Consider the following 24,167-nt stretch of genomic DNA (forward strand, 5'->3'; position numbering starts at 1 on the left):
CTCAGGCCGTGGTGGCGCGCCAGCGCAGGCGGTTTTCGATCAGCGTGTCGCAGGCCAGCAGGAAGAACAGCAGCATGCCCTGGAACACCCAGCCAATGGCCGACGGCAGGCCCAGGCGCGATTGCGCCATCTCGCCGCCGATATAGAACAGCGACATCATGATGCCGCCGAAGACCGTGCCGACCGGATGCAGCCGGCCGATAAAGGCGACGATGATGGCGGTGAAGCCGTAGCCCGGCGAGATCGACGGCAGCAGCTGGCCGATCGGGCCGGTCACTTCGAACGCGCCCGCCAGGCCCGCGGTGGCGCCCGAGATCAGCAGTGCGCTCCACAGCGCGCTGCGCGCCGAGAAACCCGCGTAGCGCGCCGCCGCCGGCGCGGTGCCGCCCACCTGCAGGCGGTAGCCGGCAAAGCTGCGGAACACGAACACGGTCATCACCGCCACCAGCACCAGCATCACGGCAAAGCCGGCATGCAGGCGCGAGCCCGACATCAGGTTGGGCAGCAGGTACTCGGACGAGAACACCTTCGACTGCGGGAAGTTCATGCCGTTGGGATCCTTCAGCGGCCCGTTGACCACCCACAGCAGCAGCTGCTGCGCGATATAGGTGAGCATCAGCGAGACCAGGATCTCGTTGGCGTTGAACCTGTCCTTGAGCACCGCCGTGAGCGAGGCCCACAGCATGCCGCCGACCATGCCGGCGAGTGAGGCCAGCACCAGCACCACGGTGCCGTTCATGGCCTGGCCCGGCACATCGAAGTAAAGCACGGTGGCGCCGGCGCAGATGCCGCCGGCAATCAGCTGCCCGTCGGCGCCGATATTCCACACGTTGGCGCGGTAGCACACCGACAGGCCGAGTGCGCACAGCACCAGCGGCACGGTCTTGAGCAGCACCTCGCCGATGGCGCGCTGGTCGCGCAGCGGATCGGCCAGGAAGACCTTGAGCGCGGCCACGGGGTCCTTGCCGAGCACCAGGAACAGCAGCGCGCCGAACAGGAGCGTCAGCGCCAGTGCGACCACCGGCGAGGCATAGGCCATGGTGCGCGAGGGCAGGCCACGCGGCGCCAGCGAGAGGGGGGAGCGGGGCAGCAGTTGTCGCACATCAGCCATGGCTTGCCACCTCCGCGCCGGATTGCGCCTGGGCGGGCCCGCCTTGCCACAGTCCGCTCATCCACAGGCCGATCTGCTCGCGCGTCGCGGTCTCGGCCGGCACCGAAGGCGACAAGCGGCCCTTGGCGATCACGTGCAGCCGGTCGCAGATCGCGAACAGCTCGTCGAGCTCTTCCGACACCACCAGGATGGCGCAGCCGGTGGCCTTCAGCGCCAGGATCTCGTTGTGGATCTGCGCCGCGGCGCCAACGTCCACGCCCCAGGTCGGTTGCGCCACGATCAGTACCTTAGGGCCGCTTTCGATCTCGCGGCCGACAATGAATTTCTGCAGGTTGCCGCCCGACAGGCTGCGCGCCAGCGCGTGCGGCCCGCTGGCCTTGACGCGGAAGCGGCTGATCACGGCCGAAGCCAGCCCGGTGGCCGCGCCGGGCGAAATCATGCCTTGCCTCACATAGGGTGGCGTCTGGTGCGACAGCAGGATATTGGTCGCCAGGCTCATGCCCGGCACCGCGCCGCGGCCCAGGCGCTCTTCCGGCACGAAGGCCAGGCCCGCGCGCCGGCGCTGGCGCGCATCGAGCCGGCCGACTGGCTTGCCGCCGAGCTGCACCGACATGTTGTCTGCGCGTGTGTCTTCACCGGACAGCGCGGCCAGCAGCTCCTGCTGCCCGTTGCCGGACACGCCGGCAATGCCGACGATCTCGCCGGCGTGGACATCCAGCGAGATCCTGCTCAGCTCGGTCGCGAAGGCATGCGCGCGCGGCAGCGACAGGCCCTGCACGCTGAGCCGCACCGGGCCGCGCTCGGCAGCCACGCGCGTCTCGCGCGGGGGCTCGCCGCCGATCATCAGCCGCGACAGCGAGGCCGCGGTTTCCTGGCGCGGATCGCACACGCCGGTGACCTTGCCCATGCGCATCACGGTGGCCTGATGGCACAGTGCGCGGATCTCGTCGAGCTTGTGGCTGATGTAGAGGATGCTGGTGCCTTCGGCGGCCAGCTGGCGCAGCGTGACGAAGAGCGTTTCCACTGCCTGCGGGGTCAGCACCGAGGTGGGCTCGTCCAGGATCAGCAACTGCGGATTGGCCAGCAGCGCGCGCACGATCTCCACGCGCTGGCGCTCGCCGACCGACAGCGTATGCACATGGCGGTTCGGCTCCAGCGGCAGCCCGTAGCGCTCGGCGGTGGCGCGGATGCGCTCGGCCAGCTGCTTCATGTTGCCTTGCTGTCCGGCGGGCAGGCCGAGTGCGATGTTCTCGGTCACGGTCAGCGTGTCGAACAGCGAGAAATGCTGGAACACCATGGCGATGCCCAGGTTGCGGGCGTCGTGCGGACTGTTGATGGTGACCGGCGCCCCGTTGAAGTGCATCTCGCCGGCATCCGGACGGACCGCGCCAAAGATAATCTTCATCAGGGTGGATTTGCCTGCGCCGTTTTCACCCAGCACGGCATGGATCTCGCCGGGGGCGACGCTGAGGCTGACGTCGTCATTGGCGACGACGCCCGGGTAGCGCTTGCTGATATGGGCCAGCGCCAGCCTGGGAGGGAGTTGTGATGTCACTGAGGCGGCTCGGGTTGTTGTGATGGCAGCAACGTGGGATGAGTCAACAGCGCGGCAGTGCGTGGCGCAGCATCGCCGCGACGCATTGCAGCATTCATCATGGTTTGGTGATGCCCGATATTGGTGATGGATTATATAAGTGACAGGACACCGGGCGGGCCGATTCCGGCGTCATTCCAGTCCCTGCAACGGTTTGGGGGTGGTTGCAAGTCGCGTGCCGGCCACAGCACGAAAAAAAAGCCGCCGGCTCCTTGCGGAGCCAGCGGCTGGACTGGAGCAGCGGCGGGCGGCCAGGGCGGCCGCTCGCCGGCAGGGCTCAGGCGCCGGTGGTGGCGGCGCTGGTGGCGAAGCGCCCGTCGCGGAAATCCGCCAGGGTCTGGTAGATCTGCTCCTGCGTGTTCATCACGAACGGCCCGTACTGCGCGATCGGCTCGTTCAGCGGCTGGCCCGCGATCAGCAGGAAGCGCGCGTCGGCCTCGGCCCTGACGATGACGCCGTCAGACTGGCCGGCGTTGTCCAGCACGCCCATGCGCTGGGCCTCGATCACGGCGCGGTCGTCGCCGCTGCCGATCGAAACCTCGCCCCGGTACACGTAGACGAACGCGTTGTGCCCGGCCGGCAGCGCCTGCGCAAAGGTCTGGCCGGCCGGCAGGTGCACGTCCAGGTAGACCGGCTCGGTCACCGGGCGCGTGATCGCGCCGGCCACGCCGTGCGTGGCGCCCGCCAGCACGCGCACCGTGGCGCCGTTGTCCAGCGCCACCGTCGGGATCTCGGCGGCGGGCAGGTCGCGGTACCACGGCGCGGTCATCTTGTCCGCGGCCGGCAGGTTCAGCCATAGCTGGAAGCCTTCCATGCGGCCGTCTTCCTGCTCGGGCATTTCCGAGTGGACCACGCCTGCGCCTGCCACCATCCACTGCGCGCCGCCGTTCTGCAGCAGCCCCTCGTTGCCGGCGCTGTCGCGATGGCGCATGCGCCCGGCCAACATGTAGGTGATGGTCTCGAAGCCGCGGTGCGGGTGATCGGGGAAGCCGCCGATGTAGTCGTCCTTGCTGTCGGTGCCGAAGGCATCGAGCATCAGGAACGGGTCCAGCCGGCGCTGCAGGTTCTGCGTCAGCACGCGGGTCAGCTTGACGCCGGCGCCGTCCGAGGTGGCGATGCCCCGCACCACGCGGTCCACGGCGCGCGAGCGTTGCACGGTTTCGGCGGCGGCGGCGGGAACGGTGGCGAAGGTGGTGGCAAGGGTGTCCATGTCTTTCTCCTGTGGGCGGGTTCCGCGCGGCAATGGCCGGGCCGGTTTCCCGTCGTTTCAGCTACCTCGTCAATTTAGTGTTTTGGCGCGGAAAGAGTAGAGGGTCGCCGGGCAACAGATTGTTCTGCTGGCGTACCGACTGGTGGTCCAGGTTCTTTCGAATTCAGAACGATCCGGGAGGTCGCCGTGTGCCGGCTAATGCACGGCCGAACATGCCGTCCCACTGCCGCCAATTCGCGCAAGATCGGCGCAGGAAGGCCGGAAAAATGCGGGAAGATGACAGGATCGATGAAGATCGCTATAATAGCGCTCTCTTTGTCATCCGTTGAGGTGAGATGCGGGGTGTCAAAACCTCGTCAGCCCTTGCCAGTCAACGGCCGATGGACCGGCGGCGCGTCGGAAAACTTCAATATTTGCGCTGCCACTGGCCAACCGATCGCAACAACTTTGCGTCGCCGGTTGCGCCGCTTCAGGGACTGCCAATCCAACCCGGCATCCCGTCAATCGGACTTCCCGCCCACGGCGGAGGAATCCACAGACCGTCCGCCGGCAATCGTGCCGGTCATGGCGGCAATGCAATCTGAACCGGGACTGGTGGCGCCCTATCTCCGCACGCACCAGCCCATATTGTTTTCCATCGCCGGGAAGTGGCGTGCTGCGCGCTTTTCGGTTTCGGAAAAGGGGAGAGTATGTCAAAGCAATCGGCACGGGCCTTCGCCTGGGCAGGACTGACGCTGGCCGCGCTGGCTGCACTGGTGGCATGGATCGGCGTCGATGTGATTCGCCAGTACCAGGAGCGCCTGCTCTACGACGTGGCCGACCACCTGCGCCTGGTGGTGCTGTCCATGACGCTGGCGCTGGCCACCGGCATCCCGGCCGGCATCGCGCTGAGCCGCCCGTGCATGCGCCGCTGGGCCGACCGCCTGATGCAGGTTTTCAACGTGGGCAATACCGTGCCGTCGCTGGCGGTGCTGGCGCTGGCCCTGGCCGTGCTCGGCATCGGCGAGCGGCCCGCCATCCTGGCGCTGTGGCTGGCCTCGCTGCTGCCGATCGTGCGCAACACCTACGAAGGCCTGCGCAATGTCTCGCCCACGCTGCTGGAAGCGGCGCGTGGCATCGGCATGACGCCGGTGCAGCGCCTGGTGCGCGTGGAACTGCCCAACGCGCTGCCGGTGATGCTGGCCGGCATCCGCATCGCCCTGGTCATCAACGTGGGCACGGTGCCGCTGTCCTTCCTGATCGGTGCCAACAGCCTGGGCGAGCTGATCTTCCCGGGCATCTACCTGAACAACCAGCCGCTGCTGCTGCTGGGCGCGGCCGCCACGGCGCTGCTGGCGCTGGCCCTGGACGCGCTCTTTGCCGCCGCCGGCCAGCTGTACCTGCGCCGGCGCGGGCTGGCGCACTGAACATGGGGACCGAAATGGAAAACCAGATGCAATTCATCCGCCGCCGTGCCCGGCGCGTCGCCCTGGTGGTGGCTGCAGTCACCGCTTTTGCGGCGGGGCTGGCGCTGGCCACTGCGCCTGAAGCGCGTGCAGAGGCCACGCCGATCCGCGTGGGCGGCAAGAACTTCACCGAGCAGCTGCTGCTGTCGTCGATGACATCGAAATACCTGCGCGCCAAGGGCCTCACCACCGAACTGACCGCCGGCCTGGGCAGCACGCTGATGCGCCAGGCGATGGAGAGCAACCAGCTCGACGTGGTGTGGGACTACACCGGCACCGCGCTGATCGTGTTCAACAAGGTCCAGGAAAAACTCGGCGCCAGGGAAAGCTACGAGCGCGTCAAGCAGATGGACGGCGCGCGCGGGCTGGTGTGGCTCGATGCCTCGAACATCAACAACACCTATGCGCTGGCGATGCCAAAGGAACGCGCGGCCAGCGGCGTGACCACGCTGTCGGGCTTTGCCGAGCAGATGCGCCGCGCCGGCTCCGACGCCAGCCACCCGTTCGCGGTCGACATGGAATTCGCTGCGCGCCCGGACGGCCTGGAGCCGCTCAAGGCGCTGTACAAGCTGCCGTTCTCGCGCCGCGACGTGATCCAGCTCGACCCGGGCCTGGTCTACACCGCACTGAAGAACAACCAGGTGGAGCTGGGCCTGGTCTATGCGACCGACGGCCGCGTCAAGGGCTTCGACCTGGTGCTGCTGGAAGACGACCTGCACTTCTTCCCGCCGTACAACGCGGTGCCGGTGGTGCGCAAGCCGGTGCTCGACAAGCATCCGGAACTGGCCGGCCTGCTCAATGCACTCGCTGCCAAGCTCGACAACGAGAGCATGACCGACATGAACTACAAGGTGGACATCGGCCAGCAGCCGGTGGACAAGGTCGCGGAGGACTTCCTGCGCAGCCACGGACTGATCTGAGGGAGGCCGCATGGACTTGTTCTCTTACCTGCAGCACAGCTGGCCCACGCTGCTGAAAATGACCGGCGAGCACCTGGCGCTGGTGGGCTCGGCAGTGGGGCTGGCGATCCTGATCGGGGTGCCAATGGGCATCGTGATCACGCGCTTCCGCGCGCTGGCCACGCCGCTGCTGGCGCTGGCGACGATCGTGCTGACGCTGCCGTCGATCGCGCTGTTCGGGCTGATGATCCCGATCTTCGCGCGCTTCGGCCATGCGCTCGGCTACGTGCCCGCGGTGACGGCGGTGTTCCTGTACTCGCTGCTGCCGATCATGCGCAACACCTACACCGCGCTGGCCAATGTCGACCCCGGCATCCAGGAAGCGGGGCGCGGCATCGGCATGACCGCCTGGCAACGCATGCGGCTGGTGGACCTGCCGCTGGCGGTGCCGGTGATCCTCGGCGGCGTGCGTACCGCCGTGGTGATGAATATCGGGGTTGCCACCATTGCCGCCATCATCGGCGCGGGTGGCCTTGGGGTGCTGATCCTGCAGGCGATCAGCCAGAGCAACATGAGCAAGCTGGCCGTGGGCGCGGTCCTGGTCAGCCTGCTCGCCATCGTGGCGGACGCCTTCCTGCAGTGGTTGCAGCGGGCACTGACGCCAAAGGGAATCCGCATATGATCGAACTCGACCAACTCACCAAGTCCTTCCCGCAGAAAGACGGCACCGAAACGCGCGCCGTCGACACCGTGTCGCTGACGGTGCCGCGCGGCGAGATCTGCGTCTTCCTCGGCCCCTCGGGCTGCGGCAAGACCACCACGCTGAAGATGATCAACCGGCTGATCGAGCCGACCTCGGGCACGGTGCGCATCGAGGGCGAGGATACGCGCGGCCTTGACGGCGTGACCCTGCGCCGCAAGATCGGCTACGTAATTCAGCAGATCGGCCTGTTCCCCAACATGACCATCGAAGAGAACATCATGGTGGTGCCGCGCCTGCTCGGCTGGGACAAGAAGCAATGCCGCGAGCGCGCGCGCGAGCTGATGGCGATGGTGCAGCTCGATCCCAACCGGCTGCTGACGCGCTATCCGCGCGAGCTCTCCGGCGGGCAGCAGCAGCGCATCGGCGTGATCCGCGCGCTGGCGGCCGACGCGCCGCTGCTGCTGATGGACGAGCCCTTCGGCGCGGTCGACCCGATCAACCGCGAGAGCATCCAGAACGAATTCCTGCAGATGCAGCGCCAGCTCGGCAAGACCGTGATCATGGTCTCGCACGATATCGACGAAGCGATCAAGCTGGCCGACAAGGTGGCGGTGTTCCGCCGCGGCAAGCTGGTGCAGTTCGACCATCCCGACGCGCTGCTGGCGCATCCGGCCGATGAGTTCGTGCAGGCCTTCGTCGGCCATGACAACACCCTCAAGCGACTGCTGCTGGTGCGCGCCGGCGACGCCGCCACCATGCCGCCGAGCTGCCGCCCCGACATGCCGCTGGCCGAAGCGCTGGGCGTGATGGACGATGCCGACGTGCGCCACCTGCCGGTGGTGGACGACGCCCAGGTCGCGCTGGGCTACGTCACGCGCCGCGATGCGCGATCCGGCAAGGGGCAGTGCAGCGACGTGATGCGCCCGTTCGCCGTCACCGCGGCCTTCGACGAGCACCTGCGCATCGTGCTGTCGCGCATGTACCAGCACAACACCAGCTGGCTGCCGGTGATGGGCGCGGACGGCGCCTACCTGGGCGAGGTCACGCAGGAATCGATCGCAGGGTACCTGAGCTCGGGACGTTCGCGCGGGCAGGCCGGGGTGCTGGCCGCCTCCGCTTCCGCGCCGCTGCGGGCGGCGGCCTGAGCCAGCGGCAGGGCGGCGGCATCCGCGCTATGCTAGGTGCATGCTCCGCTATTGCCGCTCGCCCTTGTGCCTGGTCGTCGAAACCCGCTGGCTGATACCGCGCGGGTTTGACGGCTTCACGCCCGGTCCGCTGATCCTGCTGCGCCCCGGCGCCAGCCAGGCGCTGATCGAGCATGAGAAGGTGCATGTGCGCCAGTTCTGGCGCAGCTGGGGCCTGATGGGCGTGCTCTACCTGGCCAGCCGGCGCTGGCGCCTGCGCTATGAAGTGGAGGCCTACCGCGAACAACTGCGGCACAGCCCGCCGGGCGCGGCGCATGGCCTGGCGCGCGTGCTGGCGTGCAAGTACCGGCTCAGGATTTCAGAAGCCGAGGCGTACCGTCTGCTGACGCAAGACCTGCACGGCGATCTCTAATGAAAAACGGCCCGCACCAGTTACTGGTGCGGGCCGTTTCTCTTGTCTGGCGGAAGCGGTGAGATTCGAACTCACGGATGGGTCACCCCATCGGCAGTTTTCAAGACTGCTGCCTTAAACCACTCGGCCACGCTTCCTGGAAGTGCGGGCATTGTAGCGCGAAAGGGCATGGGCCCGGCGCGCTGCCGCCTGCAGACCTGACGGTCAGGCCGCGCATTATACAAGGCTCGCGTGGATCGATGGTGGTCTTGTGTTGCGGCACGCAAGCGCGCGTAAACTTCCTGCCACATCCGCTGCCGCGGATGTCGGCGTCTGTCTGACATTACGGAACCTTCACACGCCGGCATCGCTCATATTGTCGTGCCGGATGGCGCGGTGTGTGCCGCATCCCCGGCTTTCGCCTGGCAACAGAGGAGAACTCAAAATGCGAATCCATAGCAAGAAATGGCTGATCGTTCCGGTGGCTGCAGCGGCCGTGCTGGCCGGTTGTGCCGCTCCGTATGACAGCGGCTACAACACCGGCTACAACGCCCCGCCTCCGGGGTACCAGACTCCCAACACCTCGCAGGCCCCGGCTGGCGCGGTGTACTACGGCCGCGTGGAATCGATTGAACCGATCACCAGTACGCAAGGCAGCTCGGGCCTGCTCGGCACCGTGATCGGCGGTGCGGCCGGCGGCCTGCTGGGCCACCAGATCGGCGGCGGACGCGGGCAGACCGCGGCGACCATCGGCGGTGCCGTGGTCGGCGCCGTGGCCGGCAACCAGATCGAGAAGCGCGCGGGCAGCAACACCCAGACCGCGTACCGCGTCAACGTGCGCCTGGATGATGGCCGCATCGCCACGGTGACCCAGTCGAGCCTGGGCAACCTGCAGGTGGGCATGCGCGCACGCGTGGCCAATGACATGGCAACGCCGTACTGACATGCCAGCCTGACGTTTGCCAGCATGTAAAAGGCCACGCATCGCGTGGCCTTTTTTTGCTACCGGCGTGCGCTCGCGCTCAGTCCTTCAGGAACATCTCCTGCAGGTCGTTGAGGAAGCGCCGGCCCAGCTCGGTGGCGCGGATGGTGGTCAGGTCCGCTTCCAGCAGCCCCTTCTTTTCCGCCTCGGCCAGCTGCTTGCTGATGGTATGCAGCGGCAGCCCGGTGTAGTCGTGGAAGCTCGATGCCGGCACGCCGTCGGTCAGGCGCAGCGCGTTGAGCATGAACTCGAACGGCAGCTCGTCGGCGCCGACATCGCGCGCTTCCTGCACGGCATTGCCGGCCAGCGCCCGCTCCATGTAGGTGGCCGGATGCTTGTGCCGCATCTGGCGCAGTATCCGATGCGGGAACGACAGCTTGCCGTGCGCGCCGGCGCCGATGCCGAGGTAGTCGCCGAAGCGCCAGTAGTTCAGGTTGTGGCGCGCCTCGCGATGCGGCTTTGCGTACGCAGAGGTTTCGTAGTGCCGGTAGCCGGCCTGAGCGGTGCGCGCTTCGATCCAGTCCTGCATCTCGTACGCGCTGTCGTCGTCCGGCAGCGCCGGCGGGAATTTGGCGAAGAGGGTGTTGGGCTCCAGCGTCAGGTGGTACAGCGACAGGTGCGTGGTGCCGTACGACAGCGCGGCTTCCACATCCTGCCGGCATTCATCCAGCGTCTGGCCGGGCAGGGCGTACATCAGGTCCAGGTTGATGTTGTCGAAGCTGGCCTGGGCGATGTCGATCGCCTTGCGCGCTTCGGCACCGCCGTGGATGCGCCCGAGCGCCTGGAGGTGCCGGTCGTTGAAGCTCTGGATGCCGATCGACAGCCGGTTGATGCCGCTGGCGCGGTAGCTGGCGAACTTGTCGGCCTCGAAGGTGCCGGGGTTGGCCTCCATCGTGATCTCGGCGTCGGCATCCAGCGGCAGCAGCGCGCGGATATCCGACAGCAGCCGGTCCATGCCTGCCGCCGACAGCAGGCTGGGCGTGCCGCCGCCGATAAAGACCGTATGCACCGGCCGGCCCCACACCAGCGGCAGCGACTGCTCCAGGTCCGCGCGCAGCGCGTCCAGGTAGATGTCTTCCGGGATCTCGTGGTTGTCGGCGCCGGGTGCGGCGTGCGAGTTGAAATCGCAATACGGGCACTTGCGCACGCACCACGGGATATGCACGTACAGCGACAGCGGCGGCGAGCCGGGCAGGCTGATCTGCCCGGGCTTGAGCCAGAGCTGCTTGCTGTCCACGGGCACGGACGCGGAGACCGGTACGATCGGGATCATCGGGTGGCGCTTTGCGCGGCATCGGCCTGCAGCCGTGCCACCAGCGCGCGCAGCGCCTGGGCCCGGTGGCTGACCGTGTTCTTCTCTTCGGGCGATAGCTCGGCGGCGGTCTTGCCCAGGTGCGGCAGCAGGAAGTGCGGGTCGTAGCCAAAGCCGCCCGCGCCGCGCGGCGCGTCGACGACCTCGCCGTGCCAGAGGCCTTCGGCAATGATCGGGCAGGGGTCTTCGGCATGGCGCACGAACACCAGCACGCAGTAGTAGTGCGCGTGGCGGTTCAGCTTGCCGGCCAGTTGCGAGACCAGGTGCGCATTGTTGGCGGCATCCGACCTGGCCTGCCCGGCCATCTGCGCATAGCGCGCGGAATAGACGCCGGGCGCGCCGTCCAGCGCCTGCACGCAGATGCCGGAATCGTCGGCCAGCGCGGGCAGCCCGGCCAGCCGGCTGGCATGGCGGGCCTTGGCCAGCGCGTTCTCGACGAAGGTGGCAAAGGGCTCTTCGGCCTCGGGAATGCCCAGTTCGCCCTGGGGCACCACGTCAAAGCCGAGCGGGGCCAGCAGCGCGCCGAATTCGCGCAGCTTGCCGGCGTTGTTGGAAGCCAGTACCAGGCGTTGCATCGCGGGTCCCGCTGCTCAGGCCAGGCCGAGCGCTTCGCGCTGGTGCTGCACCAGGCGGGCGATGCCGGCTTCGGCCAGGCGCGTCATGGCGTCCAGGTCGGCGCGGCTGAACGGTGCGCCTTCGGCAGTGCCCTGCACCTCGACAAAGCCGCCGCTGCCGGTCATGACCACGTTCATGTCGGTGTCGCAGCTGCTGTCCTCGGCGTAGTCCAGGTCCAGCACCGGCACGCCGTCGACCATGCCGACCGAGACCGCGGCAACATGGTCGCGGATCGGGCTGGCGGCGATCAGGCCGTCGCGCAGCATGGTCGAAACCGCGTCATGGGCGGCGACAAAGGCGCCCGTAATGGCCGCGGTGCGGGTGCCGCCGTCGGCCTGCAGCACGTCGCAGTCCAGGTGGACGGTGTATTCGCCCAGCGCCGCCAGGTCGAACACCGAGCGCATGGCGCGGCCGATCAGGCGCTGGATTTCCTGGGTGCGGCCGGTCTGCTTGCCGCGCGCGGCCTCGCGGTCAGAGCGGGTATGCGTGGCGCGCGGCAGCATGCCGTATTCGGCCGTGACCCAGCCTTCGCCGCTGCCCTTCTTGTGCGGCGGCACCTTGGCCAGCACGCTGGCGGTGCAAAGCACCTTGGTGTCGCCAAAGGCACACAGGACAGAGCCTTCGGCGTGGCGGGTGTAGTGGCGGGTAAGGCTGATGGAACGCAGCGCATCGGCTGCGCGGCCGCTGGGTCGCATGGGATGGTTTGTCCGAATCGGGGAGAGACCGCGATTCTAACGCCGCCAGCCCTTGAGCGCCGCATCGCACGCGGGGAGGGCATTACCGCATCAGGTTGCTGGTCTTGTCGATGGCGGCGCGGATCTCTGCGATCGAGCGCTCGATCTCCTCTTCGGACAGCAGGTCGCTTTCCGAGCCGGTGCGCTCCAGGATCGAGGTGGTGAAGGCGTTCAGCGGCAGGGTGTCGGTCATGACCGAATCCTGCCCCGCCGCATTGCTGTCCAGTTCCCACATCATGGCGATGCCGGTGGTGTTGTCGGCACCTTCGCCGGCGTTCTGCAGCGCCTGCTCGATCAGCGCCGGCACCGCCTGCACCACCGACAGGCGCGACAGCTTGTCCACCAGCGCGGGCTCTTCGAGCGCGCCCCACAGGCCGTCGGAGCAGAGCAGGGCCACGTCGCCCGGCTCCAGCCGCACCGGGCCGCCCAGGTCGATCAGCGGCAGGTTGGGCGAGCCCAGGCAGTTGTAGAGCTTGTTGCGCTCCGGGTGGTTGGCCACATGCATCGGCAGCACGCGTTCCTGCTGCAGCAGGTTCTCGATCTTGGAGTGGTCGCGCGTGCGCGTCAGCAGCCGGCCCTTGCGCAGCAGGTAATAGCGCGAGTCGCCGGCATGGGCCCAGTAGATCTGGCCCTGCTGCACAAGGCAGCAGACCACCGTGGTGCGCGGCACGTCCGCCATCTGGTTGGCCTCGGCATAGCGGTGGATCTCGCGGTGGGCCAGCATGATGGTGTCCTGCAGGAACTCGGCCGGGTTGCGCACCGTGGGCCGCGCCTGCACCTGGAACTGGCGCGCCAGCGTCTGCAGCGCCTGCTGCGCGGCGACCTCGCCGTGCGCATGGCCGCCCAGGCCGTCGGCCAGCACCATCAGCAGCGCGTCGCGCGTGAAGCAATAGCCCATGCGGTCCTGGTTGACGCGGCGGCCGCCTTTCCTGCTTTCCTGGTAGACAGAGAATCGCATGTTGGCTTTCAGGGAATTCAGTGGACTGGCCGCAAGCGGGGCGCCAGATTTGTGATTCAGTCGACGCTCGCGCCGGGGACGGGTTCGTCACGCCGGCGCAGCAGGGTCAGGAAGCGCGAGGTCGCCGCGGGCCGCTCCGCCGGCGCCAGGGCCGGGGCTTGCGTCTGCGGCGCCAGCGCCTGTTCGCCGAGGGCGTTGGTCTGCTCGCGCAACTCCTTCTGCAGCCGGAACACGCTCTGCGGGCGCTCGGCCGGCGTCAGCCGCAGGCACCATTCGACCAGGTCCACCAGCCCGTTGGTGTAGCTGCTGCGCAGCCGCGCCAGGGCATCGCCCATGCGGTCTTCCTTTTCACGCTGGTTGGCTTCCTGCGGCGGCATGCCGGCCATGCAGGCATAGAGCGTGGCGCCCAGGCTGTAGACATCGGTCCACGGGCCCAGGTCGGAATGCTTGCCATAGAGCTCGGGCGCGGCAAAGCCGGGGGTGTACATCGGCTGGAAGCGGGCCGCTTCCATCGTCAGGGTCTGCCGCGCGGCGCCAAAATCCAGCAGGATCGGGGATTCGTCCTCGCGCAGGTAGATGTTGCCGGGCTTGATGTCCAGGTGCAGCAGCTTGTGGATATGGACCTCGCGCAGGCCGCTCATCAGGTCGTGGAAGACCTTGCGCATGAAATGCTCGCGCAGCACCTTGGGGCCGCCTTGCTGCCGGGCGGCCAGCACGTGCTCCTGCAGCGTCTTGCCGAGCTCGTAGTTCATCACCATGTAGACGGTGGAGTTCTCGCGGAAGAAATTCACCACGCGCACCACGCTGGGATGGGAGATGCGGGCCAGCGAGCGGCCCTCTTCAAAGAAGTACTTCAGGCCCAGCCGGAACGCGGCGGCGTTTTCCTCGGGCACCACGGGGATCAGTTCGCCCGGGTTGCGCCGCGCCAGCGACGCCGGCAGGTATTCCTTGATGGCAACCGGTGCGCCGGTATCGTCGGTGGCCAGGTAGACGAAACTGAACCCCCCGCTGGCCAACTTCTTTACAATACGATAGTTGGACAACAGCGTGCCGACGGGCAGCGGTGCACTCTTCGGTTGTGTCGTGCCCTTTGGCTCTGTCATGGGAATAGGGACCTGATTTGCCTCCGGATTGTCCGGGCTAATCGGTCACTTGTAAAGAACACAAATAAGGGCATTGTTGCCCTCCTTTCAACGTATTGAGAGCTCCCCGGAATCCCGTACGGGGCGCTCGAGGCGGGACCCGCCGGTCGCCAGCAGCCCGGGGCCGCCGCCATTCACGAGAACATCCAATGATCCACAGCATGACAGGCTATGGCCTGGCGACGCGCCAGGCGCCATTGACCAACGCGCAAGGCGAGCCCAGCGGGCGCTCCGCGTCCGTTTCGGTGGAATTCCGCACTGTCAATTCGCGTTTCCTCGACCTGTTGTTCCGGGCCCCGGAAGAGTGCCGCGCGTTCGAGCCGGCCCTGCGTGAGATGCTGATGGCAGAGCTGTCGCGCGGCAAGCTGGAGTGCCGCATCAACCTGCAGCGCACCGACACCGGCGGCGCCACCCTGGCCCTCAATGAGGGGCTGCTGGCGCAGATCCGCGCGCTGGAAACCACCGTCGCCGCCACCTTCGCCAGCGCCGGCACCCTGCGCATGGGCGAGATCCTGCGCTGGCCGGGCGTGCTGGTCGAGCCGGAACTGTCGCAGGAGGCACTGCGCGAGGCGGTGCTGGGCGCCGCGCGCGAGGCGCTGGACCAGCTGCTGGAAGCCCGCCGCCGCGAAGGCGACGCGCTCAAGGCGACGCTGATGGAGCGCATCGACGCCATGCTGGCGATCGTCGAGCGCCTGACGCCGACCATCCCGCAGCTGATCGCGCACCACCAGGAAAAGCTGACCGAGCGCCTGCAGGAAGCCTTCAACCTGGCCGCGCCCACCGGCATGCCGTCGATGAGCCGCGACGAGATCGCCGAGCGCATCCGCCAGGAAGCCACCGTCTACGGCATCCGCATCGACATCGCCGAAGAGCTGTCGCGGCTGCAGGCGCACCTGAACGAGACCCGGCATATCCTGAAGAAGGGCGGCCAGGCCGGCAAGCGCCTGGACTTCATGATGCAGGAGCTCAACCGCGAGGCCAACACGCTTGGCTCCAAGGCCGCCGCCAAGGAACTGGCCGATGCCTCGATGGAGCTCAAGCTGCTGATCGAGCAGATGCGCGAACAGGTCCAGAATCTCGAATAAAGACAGCCCCAGGAATCACCAAAGAATCATCATGAGCCCAACGCCTCAATCCGCGCCACACACTGCCATCGATACCGTCTACCCCGGCAACCTCTTCATGGTGGTGGCGCCGTCAGGAGCCGGCAAGTCGACGCTGGTCAACAAGTTGCTGTCGCAGGACCCGGCCATCCGCCTGTCGATCTCGCACACCACACGCGCCCCGCGCCCGGGCGAGCAGGACGGGCGCGAGTACCACTTCGTCACGGTCGACGCGTTCCGCGCCGCGCGCGACCGCGGCGACTTCCTGGAATGGGCCGAGGTCCACGGCAACTACTACGCGACCTCGCGCGTGTGGATCGAGCAGCAGATGGCGCAGGGCAACGACGTGCTGCTGGAAATCGACTGGCAGGGCGCGCAGCAGGTGCACCAGCGCTTTTCCAACGCGGTCGAGATCTTCATCCTGCCGCCGTCGCTGACGGCTCTGGAAGAGCGCCTGAAAAAACGCGGCCAGGACGAGCCCAATGTGATCGTGCGCCGGCTGCTGGCGGCGGGCAGTGAAATGGCCCACGCCTCGGAGTCGGACTACGTCATCATCAATGAGGTCTTCGACGATGCTCTGGAGCAGTTGCGCAACGTGATCAGCGCCACGCGGCTGCGGTTTTCCTCGCAGAAAGCACGGCATACGGAGCTGTTTATCGAGCTGGGCATCCACTGAGCCGATGCCTGCCGATGACAGCCGCGCGGGGCGCCGCCGGCGTTTTCCGCCGCGTGCTGTAAAATAGCAACCCAACGTAAGGTTTTGTCCCAAGGTGGATTTGATATGGCGCGTATTACCGTCGAAGATTGTCTGAAACACATTCCGAATCGCTTCGAGCTCGCGCTGGCGGCCACGTATCGTGCCCGTCAGCTGGTGCAGGGCCACACGCCCAAAGTCGAAGCAAAGGACAAGCCGACCGTGGTGGCACTGCGCGAGATCGCGTCGGGCCAGGTCGGCATCGAGATGCTGAAGAAGGTCCCGACCTGATTGGTCAGGCGGCCCATGGCTTATCCTCGCATCGTGCCAGCACGTATCCAGCCGGATTCCAGGGGCCGCCGCCATGCCTTCGCCGCATTCGCCCTCCAAGCCTCCCTCCCAGCCGTCGCCGACTGCCGTGGCGCCGGCGCTTGGCGATGCGGCCCCGCCTACGGCGCCTAAGCGCACCATTCCGGGCCAGCCCTCCGTGAACGCGCGCACCGGCGCTCCCAATCTTCCCGATCCGCTCGGCGACGATGTCGTCGGCGAGCGTGCCGTCGCGCCCGCGCTGGCGCCGGGCAAGTCCAGGGGCGCGGCGCTGCAGGACGAGCTGGCCGCGATGCAGGATGTGGCGCCGGCGGCTGACAGCCTGTTTATCGACGCAGTGCTGGCGCAGTCATACCGGCACTTCTTCGGCCCGACCTCGCAGCCGGCGGTGCCGCCGCGCCAGCAGGTCATCTCCATCACCCGGCTGATGGAGAAACTCGCGTACCTGAAGGCGCCCGACCTGGCGCGCGTGCGCGAGGCCTTCCAGTTTTCCGACGAAGCCCACCTGGGCCAGTACCGCCAGAGCGGTGAGCCCTACATCACCCATCCGGTGGCGGTGGCCGAGCTGTGCGCGGACTGGAAGCTGGATGTGCAGTCCATCATGGCGGCGCTGCTGCACGACGTGATGGAAGACCAGGGCATCACCAAGAGCGAGCTGGTCGAGAAATTCGGCCCCAAGGTCGCCGAACTGGTCGACGGCCTGACCAAATTGGACAAGCTCGAATTCCAGAGCCGCGAGCAGGCGCAGGCGGAGAGCTTCCGCAAGATGCTGCTGGCGATGGCGCGCGACGTGCGCGTGATCCTGGTGAAGCTGGCCGACCGTACGCACAACATGCGCACGCTCGACTTCGTCCCGCCGGAGAAGCGCCGCCGCATCGCGCTGGAGACCATGGAGATCTATGCGCCGATCGCGCACCGTCTCGGTCTCAACACGATCTACCGCGAGCTGCAGGAGCTGTCCTTCAAGGTCGGCTCGCCGTTCCGCTACGCCACGCTGGAAAAAGCCGTCAAGGCCGCGCGCGGCAACCGCCGCGAGGTGGTCAAGCGTATCCTGGAAGCCGCGCAGAAGGGGCTGGCCGACGCCGGCATCGTGGCCGAACTGTCCGGGCGCGAGAAAACGCTCTACAGCATCTACCGCAAGATGCACGACAAGCAGCTGTCGTTCTCGCAGGTGCTGGACGTATATGGTTTCCGCGTGGTGGTGGAAACGCAGATGCACTGCTACATGGCGATGGGCGCGCTGCACGGGCTGTACAAGCCCATGCCCGGCAAGTTCAAGGACTACATCGCCATCCCCAAGATCAACGGCTACCAGTCGCTGCACACCACGCTGGTGGGTCCGTTCGGCACGCCGGTGGAGTTCCAGATCCGCACGCGCGACATGCACCAGATCGCCGAGGCCGGCGTGGCCGCGCACTGGATGTACAAGCATCAGGCCGATCACGCCAACGATATCCAGCAGCAGGCGCACCAGTGGCTGCAGTCGCTGCTCGATATCCAGAGCCAGACCGGCGATTCGCAGGAATTCCTCGAGCACGTCAAGATCGACCTGTTCCCGGATGCGGTCTACGTGTTCACGCCCAAGGGCCATATCCGCGCGCTGCCGCGCGGCGCCACCGCGCTGGACTTTGCCTACGCGGTGCACAGCGACCTGGGCAACCAGTGCGTCGCGGTCAAGATCAACAACGAGATGTTGCCGCTGCGCACCGAGCTCAAGAGCGGCGATATCGTCGAGGTGGTGACGGCGCCGTACTCCAAGCCCAATCCGGCGTGGCTGTCGTTCGTGCGCACCGGCAAGGCGCGCGCGGCGATCCGCCACTACCTGAAGACCACCAAGCTCGACGAAGCCATCCAGCTTGGCGAGCGCCTGCTGGAACAGTCGGCGCGCCAGCTCGGCTTCGAGCTCAAGGCGGTGCCGCAGTCGGTGTGGGACCGCATGGTGCAGTGGACCGGCAACAAGCAGCGCGAAGACATCTTTGCCGACCTGGCACTGGGCCGGCGCGTGCCGGCGGTGGTGGCCAAGCGCATGGAGATCCTGCTCCAGGAGCTGTCCGGCGATGTCGACAGCGCGCTGCTGGCGGCGGTGCAGACCTTCGCCGGCGAAGAAGCGCCCGCGGTGCCGATCACCGGCGACGAAGGCATGTCGATGATCTTCTCGGCGTGCTGCCGCCCGATCCCGGGCGACTCCATCGTTGGCTACCTGGGCAAGGGCGAAGGGCTGCAGATCCACGTGCAGGACTGCAAGATCGCCAAGCGCCTGCACAGCAAGGATCCGGAGCACTGGATCGACGTGATGTGGGCCAAGAAGACCACGCGCGCCTTCGACGTGTCGATCAAGGTGATGGTGCGCAACGTCAAGGGCATCGTTGCGCGCGTGGCTGCCGACCTGACCGCCGCCGACGCCAACGTCGCGCACGTGGCCATGGAGCAGCAGGACGCCGGCCACCAGGAAGCCACCTATATGCAGTTCATCATCCAGGTGCAGAACCGCCTGCACCTGGCCAACGTGATGCGCGGGCTGCGCCGCAACCCGGACGTCATCCGGATATTCCGCGACCGCAACGACGGCTAGGAGGCCGTTTTAGGACGGCCCTGGCGTCGTTGTGCGGCCTTGCCGTGCTACTTGTACTGGCTGCGGCCGCACGCCTAGCCAGGGCCGTCCTAAAACGGCCTCCACTCCAGGCTATTGTTTCCGCGACGGGTAGCGGACTTCCAGGATATCGATCTGCTCGACCCCGGCCGGCGTGCGCAGCGCCACGGTGTCGCCCTCGCGCGCCCTGATCAGCGCCTTGGCGATCGGCGAGATCCAGCTCACGTGGTTGCTGTCCAGGTCGACTTCATCCATGCCGACGATGGTGATGGTGGTTTCTTCGCCGGCACGATTGGCGTAGGTGACGGTGGCGCCGAAGAAGATCTGGTCGTTGTCGCCCTGCAGCGACGGGTCGACCACTTCCGCCTTGTCGAGGCGGCGCGTCAGGAAGCGGATGCGGCGGTCGATCTCGCGCAGGCGCTTCTTGCCGTAGAGATAGTCGCCATTCTCCGAGCGGTCGCCATTGGAGGCCGCCCACGACACGATCTGCACTACATCGGGCCGGTCGACGTCGATCAGCTGCATCAGCTCATTGCGCAGGCGGTTGTAGCCTTCGGCGGTGATGTAGTTCTTGGTGCCGGGAGGTAGCGGCGTTGCGCCTTCGGGGAGGTCGTCGTCCTCGTCGCCGGACGACTCTTTGACAAATGCCTTGTTCATGTTCCGGATCACTTCTTGGGTCTGTCATTATAGGAAAACGCCACAGGCGAACCTCGCCGGCGGGCATCTGCTGCACCCCTTCCAAAGAAAGATCACAAAAAAGTTGCGAAGGGGCTTCCCAAAAATAAAAACTGGGTTATAATCTTTTTCTCGCGTGCGGCTGTAGCTCAGTTGGATAGAGTACTTGGCTACGAACCAAGGGGTCGTGGGTTCGAATCCTGCCAGCCGCGCCACCTATGCAGAAAGAAGAGGGCTTCCGGAAACGGAAGCCCTTTTTCGTTTCCGTCCTTTCGCCGTCGTGCCGTTCGACTTGCGCGCCGCGGCTACCGTTCCCGCTTTCCGTCTGCACCCACGCAAACCTGCGATTGCTGCGTCACGCCTTGCGGTCGCGCGTGCGGCCTCCTAGGCTCGAATCAGGCACAACCTCGACCCTGGGAGCTGAGCGCATGGAAAACGCAGAGTGGCGCGTTGAAGAGTACCGCGGCATGGATGTCTATGTCCTGGTATCGCCGCACGGGCAGGACAGCATCGGCCGTTGGGGCTATGAAGTCCGCGTGTCGCAGGAAGGCGCCGACCCGGCCGACGCGGGCGATACCGAGTTGCTTGCCAGCGGCCCGCAGCAGTTCGCCACGCGCCATGCGGCGGAGGTGGCTGCCTTCGGCGCGGGCTATGCCCTGGTGGACCGACTGCTCGGGCCCGCCGAATAAGGGTTGCGCGTCATTGTGGTTGGCGCAACGGCTTATATCATGCCGTGATCTATTGCTATTGACGCGGATCATTCTTGATCCTGCGCGGCACTCCTACGCTGGAAATGAAGCGAGCGAAGTCTCGCTCGCCATTGCAGCAGAACGGAGTGCCCCCCGCCATGCCGGAATATGCAGGCTACAAGATCGTCTATGAAGTGATTGCGCTGCCCAGGTCCAAGTGGGCCATCCTGATCGAGATCATGCGCCGCACCGACGGTCAGATTCTCGCGAGGCGGCACAACCCGTTTCCCAACCAGCCGTTCGACACCAAGCTCGAGGCGCTCGAACACGTCAATCGCTATGTCGAAGCCTTGCTTGCAACGCACGAACCGGACGGCAAAGTCAGGCGCATTGCATGATGGCGCGAGGCACGAGCGAACGATTTCATGCGCACGGCAAAATAGCGCTTGCCATGCGCGGATGAATCGCCCATAATCCGTCTCCTTCAGACGCGGGGTGGAGCAGTTGGCAGCTCGTCGGGCTCATAACCCGAAGGTCGCAGGTTCAAGTCCTGCCCCCGCAACCAACGCCTTATATCAGTATCCAGCGGCATTCGCCGCAGTCCTTCAAGGCGTTGTTCTCAAGGCCGTCCGGCCTGACTCACTCACTGCTCCGATGTCATTCCGCGCAACCCAAAGGCATGCCTTGCAGCGTTCGTGCGCTGGCACCACTAGGTGCGCACCAGTTCCGCCGCACGCCTGAAGGTATCGCGCACCAGCGGCTGGTCTTCACGCTCCGCGGCGTCGGCATGCTCACGCAGCCGCGTGGCCAGCACCGTCAGTGTTCCTTGCGCCTGCGGCCCGCCCGCGGCCTGGCACTTGGTTACCGCTTCGCGCATCACCGCATCGAGTTCGCCGCTGACATCGGCACCATCGAAGGCGCTCACCGAGAGAGCCGAGATGCGTTCCAGGTAGAGATTGACCAGCGCTTCATCGTGTAGCGGTTCGGACATGTCGGCTCCTTGTCGGTGACGGGGATACAGAACCCATTGTAGTGAAGCCGCCGCCTGCACAGGATCAAACGATAATGATTCTTGTTCTGGTCCTGCCGCGCTTCCCATACAATGTGCACCTGTCCGATTCATTCCGACATTTGCCATCATGATGCTGCAGATTCCCGACGTACTGTCCAAGGCCCAGGTGGCGCAAGTCCGGCAGGTCATCGACGCGGCGGCGTGGGCCGACGGCAATGAGACCTCGGGCTACCAGTCGGCGCTGGCCAAGCGCAACCTGCAGTTGCCGGAGGGCTCGCCGGCGGCGCGCCAGGTGGGCGACCTGATCCAGGACGCGCTCGGCAACAACGCGCTGTTCTTCTCGGCGGCGCTGCCGCTGAAGGTCTATCCGCCGCTGTTCAACCGCTATGAAGGCGGGCATACCTTTGCCAACCATGTCGACAACGCGATCCGCTACCTGCGCGGCACCAGCTTCCGTATCCGCTGCGACCTGTCGGCGACGCTGTTCCTGACCGAGCCAGACGAATACGACGGCGGCGAACTGGTGATCGAGGACAGCTACGGCCAGCAGCGCGTGAAGCTGCCGGCCGGGCATATGGTGCTGTACCCGGCCACCAGCATCCACCACGTGACGCCGGTCACGCGCGGGGCGCGGGTGTCATCGTTCTTCTGGATCCAGAGCATGGTGCGCGACGATGGCCAGCGCGCGCGCTGTTCGAGCTGGACGCGCGTATCCGCCAGGTGGCGCAGGAACTCGGCCAGGCGCATGAATCGGTGATCGGCCTGACCGGGGTCTATCACAACCTGCTGCGCCGCTGGGCGGACTCCTGAACTCCGGCGGCGCCCTCGCAAGAGCGCTGCATCCCGTCAGCCAGCAGGCAGGCGCGGCTATCCGTCGCGCCGTCGCTGCATCTGCAACAGTTCGATCGGAGAGGGCTGGATGCGCCGCCGCGCCGGGCGCAGCGCGCGGTTGGGCCACAGCACGTAGTTGGTGTGCGGATCCAGCGGCTTGCCGAAGTACGAGACCCAGACCTGTACGCCGTGCTCGGTTTCGGCAACGATGGCCGCGACGGCGCGCGCCGCGGCGGAAGGGGACTTGAGCAGTTCCGCCAGGGCTTCGACGCCCTGCACGACATGGTGCTTCACCCCGGCAAACCATGCGTACTGACGCATGGCGGACAACAAACGCTTGGTCATGAACGCGACTCTGGTTGTGTGGAAAGTGCGAATGAGACCCGCACGCTTCCGGTTTGTTCACGTCGGTTTGCGAAATACCAGCATGACAGCGGCGCCATGTCGCTGTGATGGCATGCGCGTGGCATGCGTCACCTGGTATCGCTCCTGTGCGGCCCGCATCACGTGGCGTGCGCCGGCTCAGGTACCAGTGCAGAGAGTACCATTGCCAGCCGGTCCAGGGCAGGATCGATATCCAGCAGGTCGATGGCGCCGAAGCCCAGCAGCAGCCCCGCGCAGGTAGCAGGGGGCGTGGCATAGCAGGGATCGAGCGTGGCAAGTGCCAGGCCGGCCAGGCGCGCAGTCGAGACCAGTGCCTCGGACGCCACCGGCACGCGCAGCCGCGCCGCCAGGTGGAAGCCCGCCATTGCCGGCAGCGGCTCCAGCCACGGCGACAGGTCGCCGTGCAGCCGCGCCAGCAGGCGGGCGCGGCGCTGGGCGTGGCGCGCGTGCGAACGCCGGATATGGCGCAGCAGGTGACCCTCGGACAGGAAGCGCGCCAGCGCCTGCTGGATCAGCGTCGGCGTGTACCAGTCCATCAGGTGCTTGACCTTGCGCGCGGCCGGCATCAGCCAGGGCGGCACCACCAGGTAGCCGCAGCGCAGGTTGGCCACCAGCGTCTTCGAGAACGTGCCGAGGTAGACCACGCGGCCATGCCGGTCCAGCGTCTGCAGTGCGTCCAGCGCCTGGCCGCCGTAGCGGAATTCGCTGTCGTAGTCGTCTTCCAGGATCACCGCGTGGCGGAGTGCCGCCCAGTCCAGCAGCGCCTGGCGCCGCGCCAGGCTCATCGGCACGCCCAGCGGCGACTGGTGCGATGGCGTGACATAGACCAGCGTGGCATCGTTCGGCAGCGCCTCCACTACCAGCCCTTCACCATCGACCGGCACTGGCACCACCCGTGCGCCCAGCCCCTGGAACAACGAACGCGCCATCGGATAGCCGGGATCCTCCATCGCCACCACGGCGCCGGGCCCGAGCAGCAGCCGGGCCAGCAGGTCGATGCCCTGTTGCGCGCCGCCCGTGACCAGGATGTCGGTCGGCATGCTCTGCACGCCACGCGTGAAGGCGATATGGCGGGCAATGGCCTGGCGCAGCACCATCTCACCGGCCGGATCGGCGACGCCGGGCGGGCGCTGGCGCTCGGCGGCCAGCGCCGCGCGCACGCAGCGCGACCAGGCTTCATGCGGAAAGCGCGTGGTATCGGCCTGCCCCGGCTGGAACCCATAGCGCGCGCCGCCGCCGGAGTCCAGGAACGGCGTCGGCACCGCCATCCAGCGCTGCACGGCAGGCGGCAGCACCGGCGCCGCCGCCATGCGCATGGCCGGGCGGGCCAGCCCCTCGGCCACATAGGTGCCGTCGCCGACGCGCGCGTGCAGCCAGCCTTCGGCCACCAGTCGTTCATACGCCGTGGTCACCGTCTTGCGCGCCACGCCCAGCTGGGTGCCAAGCAGGCGCGTAGGCGGCATGCGTGCGCCGGCCTCGAGCCGGCCGCCCTGGATCGCGTCGCGGATCTGGTGGACGATCTGCGCGGTCAGGTCGCTGGCTTGGTCCAGGGCGAGATGCAGTTCCATAAGGTACGCGTCGGTCAGGATTGGTCTACTGATTCTGCCGGAAATTGGCAGTG

General features: G+C 66.8%; 24 protein-coding genes, 3 tRNA genes and 1 pseudogene. 15 read left to right on the forward strand and 13 right to left on the reverse strand.

Translation table 11 applies throughout. The annotated features are described in order from the left end of the window. Position 1 precedes the first annotated feature (1 nt). The 3 genes from AC1Q6V_RS04345 to AC1Q6V_RS04355 all read right to left on the reverse strand — a co-directional run bounded on the left by AC1Q6V_RS04345 (position 2) and on the right by AC1Q6V_RS04355 (position 3,915). Positions 2-1,111 (reverse strand): ABC transporter permease, encoded by a 1,110-nt coding sequence (locus tag AC1Q6V_RS04345; RefSeq protein WP_010809240.1) that lies wholly within the window; start codon positions 1,109-1,111, stop codon positions 2-4. Beyond that, positions 1,104-2,666 carry an ABC transporter ATP-binding protein gene (locus AC1Q6V_RS04350; RefSeq protein ID WP_010809239.1) on the reverse strand — a complete coding sequence of 521 codons (1,563 nt, stop codon included), beginning with the start codon at positions 2,664-2,666 and terminating at the stop codon, positions 1,104-1,106. Before AC1Q6V_RS04350 ends, AC1Q6V_RS04345 begins: the two co-directional genes overlap by 8 nt. A 316-nt stretch (positions 2,667-2,982) precedes the next feature. Further along, the gene (locus tag AC1Q6V_RS04355) at positions 2,983-3,915 is read right to left on the reverse strand and encodes a pirin family protein (RefSeq protein ID WP_010809238.1); all 933 of its coding nucleotides are present in this window, start codon (positions 3,913-3,915) and stop codon (positions 2,983-2,985) included. 689 nt (positions 3,916-4,604) lie between these two features. Between AC1Q6V_RS04355 and AC1Q6V_RS04360 the strand changes: the two genes are divergently transcribed. From AC1Q6V_RS04360 to AC1Q6V_RS04380, 5 genes are read left to right on the forward strand one after another with little or no spacing between them, the layout of a single operon-like run. Beyond that, positions 4,605-5,321 (forward strand): ABC transporter permease, encoded by a 717-nt coding sequence (locus AC1Q6V_RS04360; RefSeq protein WP_439671435.1) that lies wholly within the window; start codon positions 4,605-4,607, stop codon positions 5,319-5,321. A gap of 26 nt (positions 5,322-5,347) precedes the next feature. Then, the gene (locus AC1Q6V_RS04365; protein ID WP_231881390.1) at positions 5,348-6,280 is read left to right on the forward strand and encodes a glycine betaine ABC transporter substrate-binding protein; all 933 of its coding nucleotides are present in this window, start codon (positions 5,348-5,350) and stop codon (positions 6,278-6,280) included. A 10-nt stretch (positions 6,281-6,290) separates the two neighbouring features. Next, positions 6,291-6,941, forward strand: a complete 651-nt coding sequence (locus AC1Q6V_RS04370; RefSeq protein ID WP_010809235.1) for an ABC transporter permease — start codon at positions 6,291-6,293, stop codon at positions 6,939-6,941. Then, positions 6,938-8,107: an osmoprotectant ABC transporter ATP-binding protein OsmV gene (locus tag AC1Q6V_RS04375; RefSeq protein WP_010809234.1), complete on the forward strand. Its 1,170-nt coding sequence runs from the start codon at positions 6,938-6,940 to the stop codon at positions 8,105-8,107. Before AC1Q6V_RS04370 ends, AC1Q6V_RS04375 begins: the two co-directional genes overlap by 4 nt. A 40-nt stretch (positions 8,108-8,147) precedes the next feature. Next, positions 8,148-8,519 (forward strand): hypothetical protein, encoded by a 372-nt coding sequence (locus AC1Q6V_RS04380; RefSeq protein WP_010809233.1) that lies wholly within the window; start codon positions 8,148-8,150, stop codon positions 8,517-8,519. A 47-nt stretch (positions 8,520-8,566) separates the two neighbouring features. Here the strand turns inward: AC1Q6V_RS04380 and AC1Q6V_RS04385 are convergent. Continuing rightward, positions 8,567-8,656, reverse strand: a tRNA-Ser gene (locus AC1Q6V_RS04385). A gap of 287 nt (positions 8,657-8,943) precedes the next feature. On the opposite strand from AC1Q6V_RS04385, the gene AC1Q6V_RS04390 reads away from it, so the two are divergent. Beyond that, positions 8,944-9,441, forward strand: coding sequence for an outer membrane lipoprotein (locus tag AC1Q6V_RS04390; RefSeq protein ID WP_010809232.1), 498 nt, complete (start codon positions 8,944-8,946; stop codon positions 9,439-9,441). Between the two features lie 79 nt (positions 9,442-9,520). Here the strand turns inward: AC1Q6V_RS04390 and hemW are convergent, their stop codons facing one another. The 5 genes from hemW to AC1Q6V_RS04415 form a co-directional block, all read right to left on the reverse strand. After that, entirely contained in the window at positions 9,521-10,753 is a 1,233-nt protein-coding gene (gene hemW / locus AC1Q6V_RS04395) for a radical SAM family heme chaperone HemW (protein WP_062804639.1), read from the reverse strand. Next, positions 10,750-11,367 carry an RdgB/HAM1 family non-canonical purine NTP pyrophosphatase gene (gene rdgB, locus AC1Q6V_RS04400; RefSeq protein ID WP_010809230.1) on the reverse strand — a complete coding sequence of 206 codons (618 nt, stop codon included), beginning with the start codon at positions 11,365-11,367 and terminating at the stop codon, positions 10,750-10,752. The genes hemW and rdgB overlap by 4 nt, the downstream gene beginning before the upstream one ends. Positions 11,368-11,382: 15 nt before the next feature. Then, positions 11,383-12,102: a ribonuclease PH gene (rph, locus tag AC1Q6V_RS04405; RefSeq protein WP_010809229.1), complete on the reverse strand. Its 720-nt coding sequence runs from the start codon at positions 12,100-12,102 to the stop codon at positions 11,383-11,385. A gap of 82 nt (positions 12,103-12,184) precedes the next feature. Next, complete coding sequence (locus tag AC1Q6V_RS04410; protein ID WP_010809228.1) at positions 12,185-13,099, reverse strand: PP2C family protein-serine/threonine phosphatase; 915 nt, start codon at positions 13,097-13,099, stop codon at positions 12,185-12,187. 56 nt (positions 13,100-13,155) lie between these two features. Further along, on the reverse strand, positions 13,156-14,202 hold the full coding sequence (locus AC1Q6V_RS04415) for a serine/threonine protein kinase (protein WP_011614808.1): 1,047 nt from the start codon (positions 14,200-14,202) through the stop codon (positions 13,156-13,158). A gap of 188 nt (positions 14,203-14,390) precedes the next feature. Here AC1Q6V_RS04415 and AC1Q6V_RS04420 point away from each other — a divergent pair, with 188 nt between their 5' ends. The 4 genes from AC1Q6V_RS04420 (at position 14,391) to AC1Q6V_RS04435 (ending at position 18,937) form a co-directional block, all read left to right on the forward strand. After that, positions 14,391-15,326, forward strand: coding sequence for a YicC/YloC family endoribonuclease (locus tag AC1Q6V_RS04420; protein WP_010809226.1), 936 nt, complete (start codon positions 14,391-14,393; stop codon positions 15,324-15,326). A gap of 31 nt (positions 15,327-15,357) precedes the next feature. Then, positions 15,358-16,020, forward strand: a complete 663-nt coding sequence (gene gmk, locus AC1Q6V_RS04425; RefSeq protein ID WP_010809225.1) for a guanylate kinase — start codon at positions 15,358-15,360, stop codon at positions 16,018-16,020. Between the two features lie 105 nt (positions 16,021-16,125). Further along, on the forward strand, positions 16,126-16,329 hold the full coding sequence (gene rpoZ, locus AC1Q6V_RS04430; RefSeq protein WP_006578656.1) for a DNA-directed RNA polymerase subunit omega: 204 nt from the start codon (positions 16,126-16,128) through the stop codon (positions 16,327-16,329). 196 nt (positions 16,330-16,525) lie between these two features. Next, entirely contained in the window at positions 16,526-18,937 is a 2,412-nt protein-coding gene (locus AC1Q6V_RS04435) for a RelA/SpoT family protein (RefSeq protein ID WP_037024397.1), read from the forward strand. Between the two features lie 111 nt (positions 18,938-19,048). Here the strand turns inward: AC1Q6V_RS04435 and greB are convergent, their stop codons facing one another. Beyond that, a complete protein-coding gene (gene greB / locus AC1Q6V_RS04440) occupies positions 19,049-19,612 on the reverse strand; it encodes a transcription elongation factor GreB (RefSeq protein WP_058696956.1) in 564 nt (187 codons plus the stop codon). A 156-nt stretch (positions 19,613-19,768) separates the two neighbouring features. Between greB and AC1Q6V_RS04445 the strand changes: the two genes are divergently transcribed. From AC1Q6V_RS04445 to AC1Q6V_RS04460, 4 genes are all read left to right on the forward strand, one after another. Further along, positions 19,769-19,845 (forward strand) — tRNA-Arg (locus tag AC1Q6V_RS04445). Between the two features lie 213 nt (positions 19,846-20,058). Continuing rightward, positions 20,059-20,319, forward strand: a complete 261-nt coding sequence (locus AC1Q6V_RS04450; protein ID WP_010809222.1) for a hypothetical protein — start codon at positions 20,059-20,061, stop codon at positions 20,317-20,319. A 74-nt stretch (positions 20,320-20,393) separates the two neighbouring features. Beyond that, the gene (locus AC1Q6V_RS04455) at positions 20,394-20,717 is read left to right on the forward strand and encodes a hypothetical protein (RefSeq protein WP_231881391.1); all 324 of its coding nucleotides are present in this window, start codon (positions 20,394-20,396) and stop codon (positions 20,715-20,717) included. A 91-nt stretch (positions 20,718-20,808) separates the two neighbouring features. Beyond that, positions 20,809-20,884, forward strand: a tRNA-Met gene (locus tag AC1Q6V_RS04460). Between the two features lie 144 nt (positions 20,885-21,028). Here AC1Q6V_RS04460 and AC1Q6V_RS04465 read toward each other — a convergent pair. Further along, entirely contained in the window at positions 21,029-21,310 is a 282-nt protein-coding gene (locus tag AC1Q6V_RS04465; RefSeq protein WP_035819589.1) for a hypothetical protein, read from the reverse strand. Positions 21,311-21,458: 148 nt separating this feature from the next. Here AC1Q6V_RS04465 and AC1Q6V_RS04470 point away from each other — a divergent pair. Further along, positions 21,459-22,141: pseudogene (locus tag AC1Q6V_RS04470) on the forward strand (Fe2+-dependent dioxygenase). A gap of 57 nt (positions 22,142-22,198) precedes the next feature. Here AC1Q6V_RS04470 and AC1Q6V_RS04475 read toward each other — a convergent pair. Both AC1Q6V_RS04475 and pdxR read right to left on the reverse strand, forming a co-directional pair. Continuing rightward, positions 22,199-22,507 (reverse strand): hypothetical protein, encoded by a 309-nt coding sequence (locus AC1Q6V_RS04475; protein ID WP_010809219.1) that lies wholly within the window; start codon positions 22,505-22,507, stop codon positions 22,199-22,201. A 158-nt stretch (positions 22,508-22,665) separates the two neighbouring features. Beyond that, positions 22,666-24,114 carry a MocR-like pyridoxine biosynthesis transcription factor PdxR gene (pdxR, locus tag AC1Q6V_RS04480; RefSeq protein ID WP_058696954.1) on the reverse strand — a complete coding sequence of 483 codons (1,449 nt, stop codon included), beginning with the start codon at positions 24,112-24,114 and terminating at the stop codon, positions 22,666-22,668. Positions 24,115-24,167 lie beyond the last annotated feature (53 nt).

This window comes from Cupriavidus sp. GW823-FHT07B10, assembly GCF_058794355.1.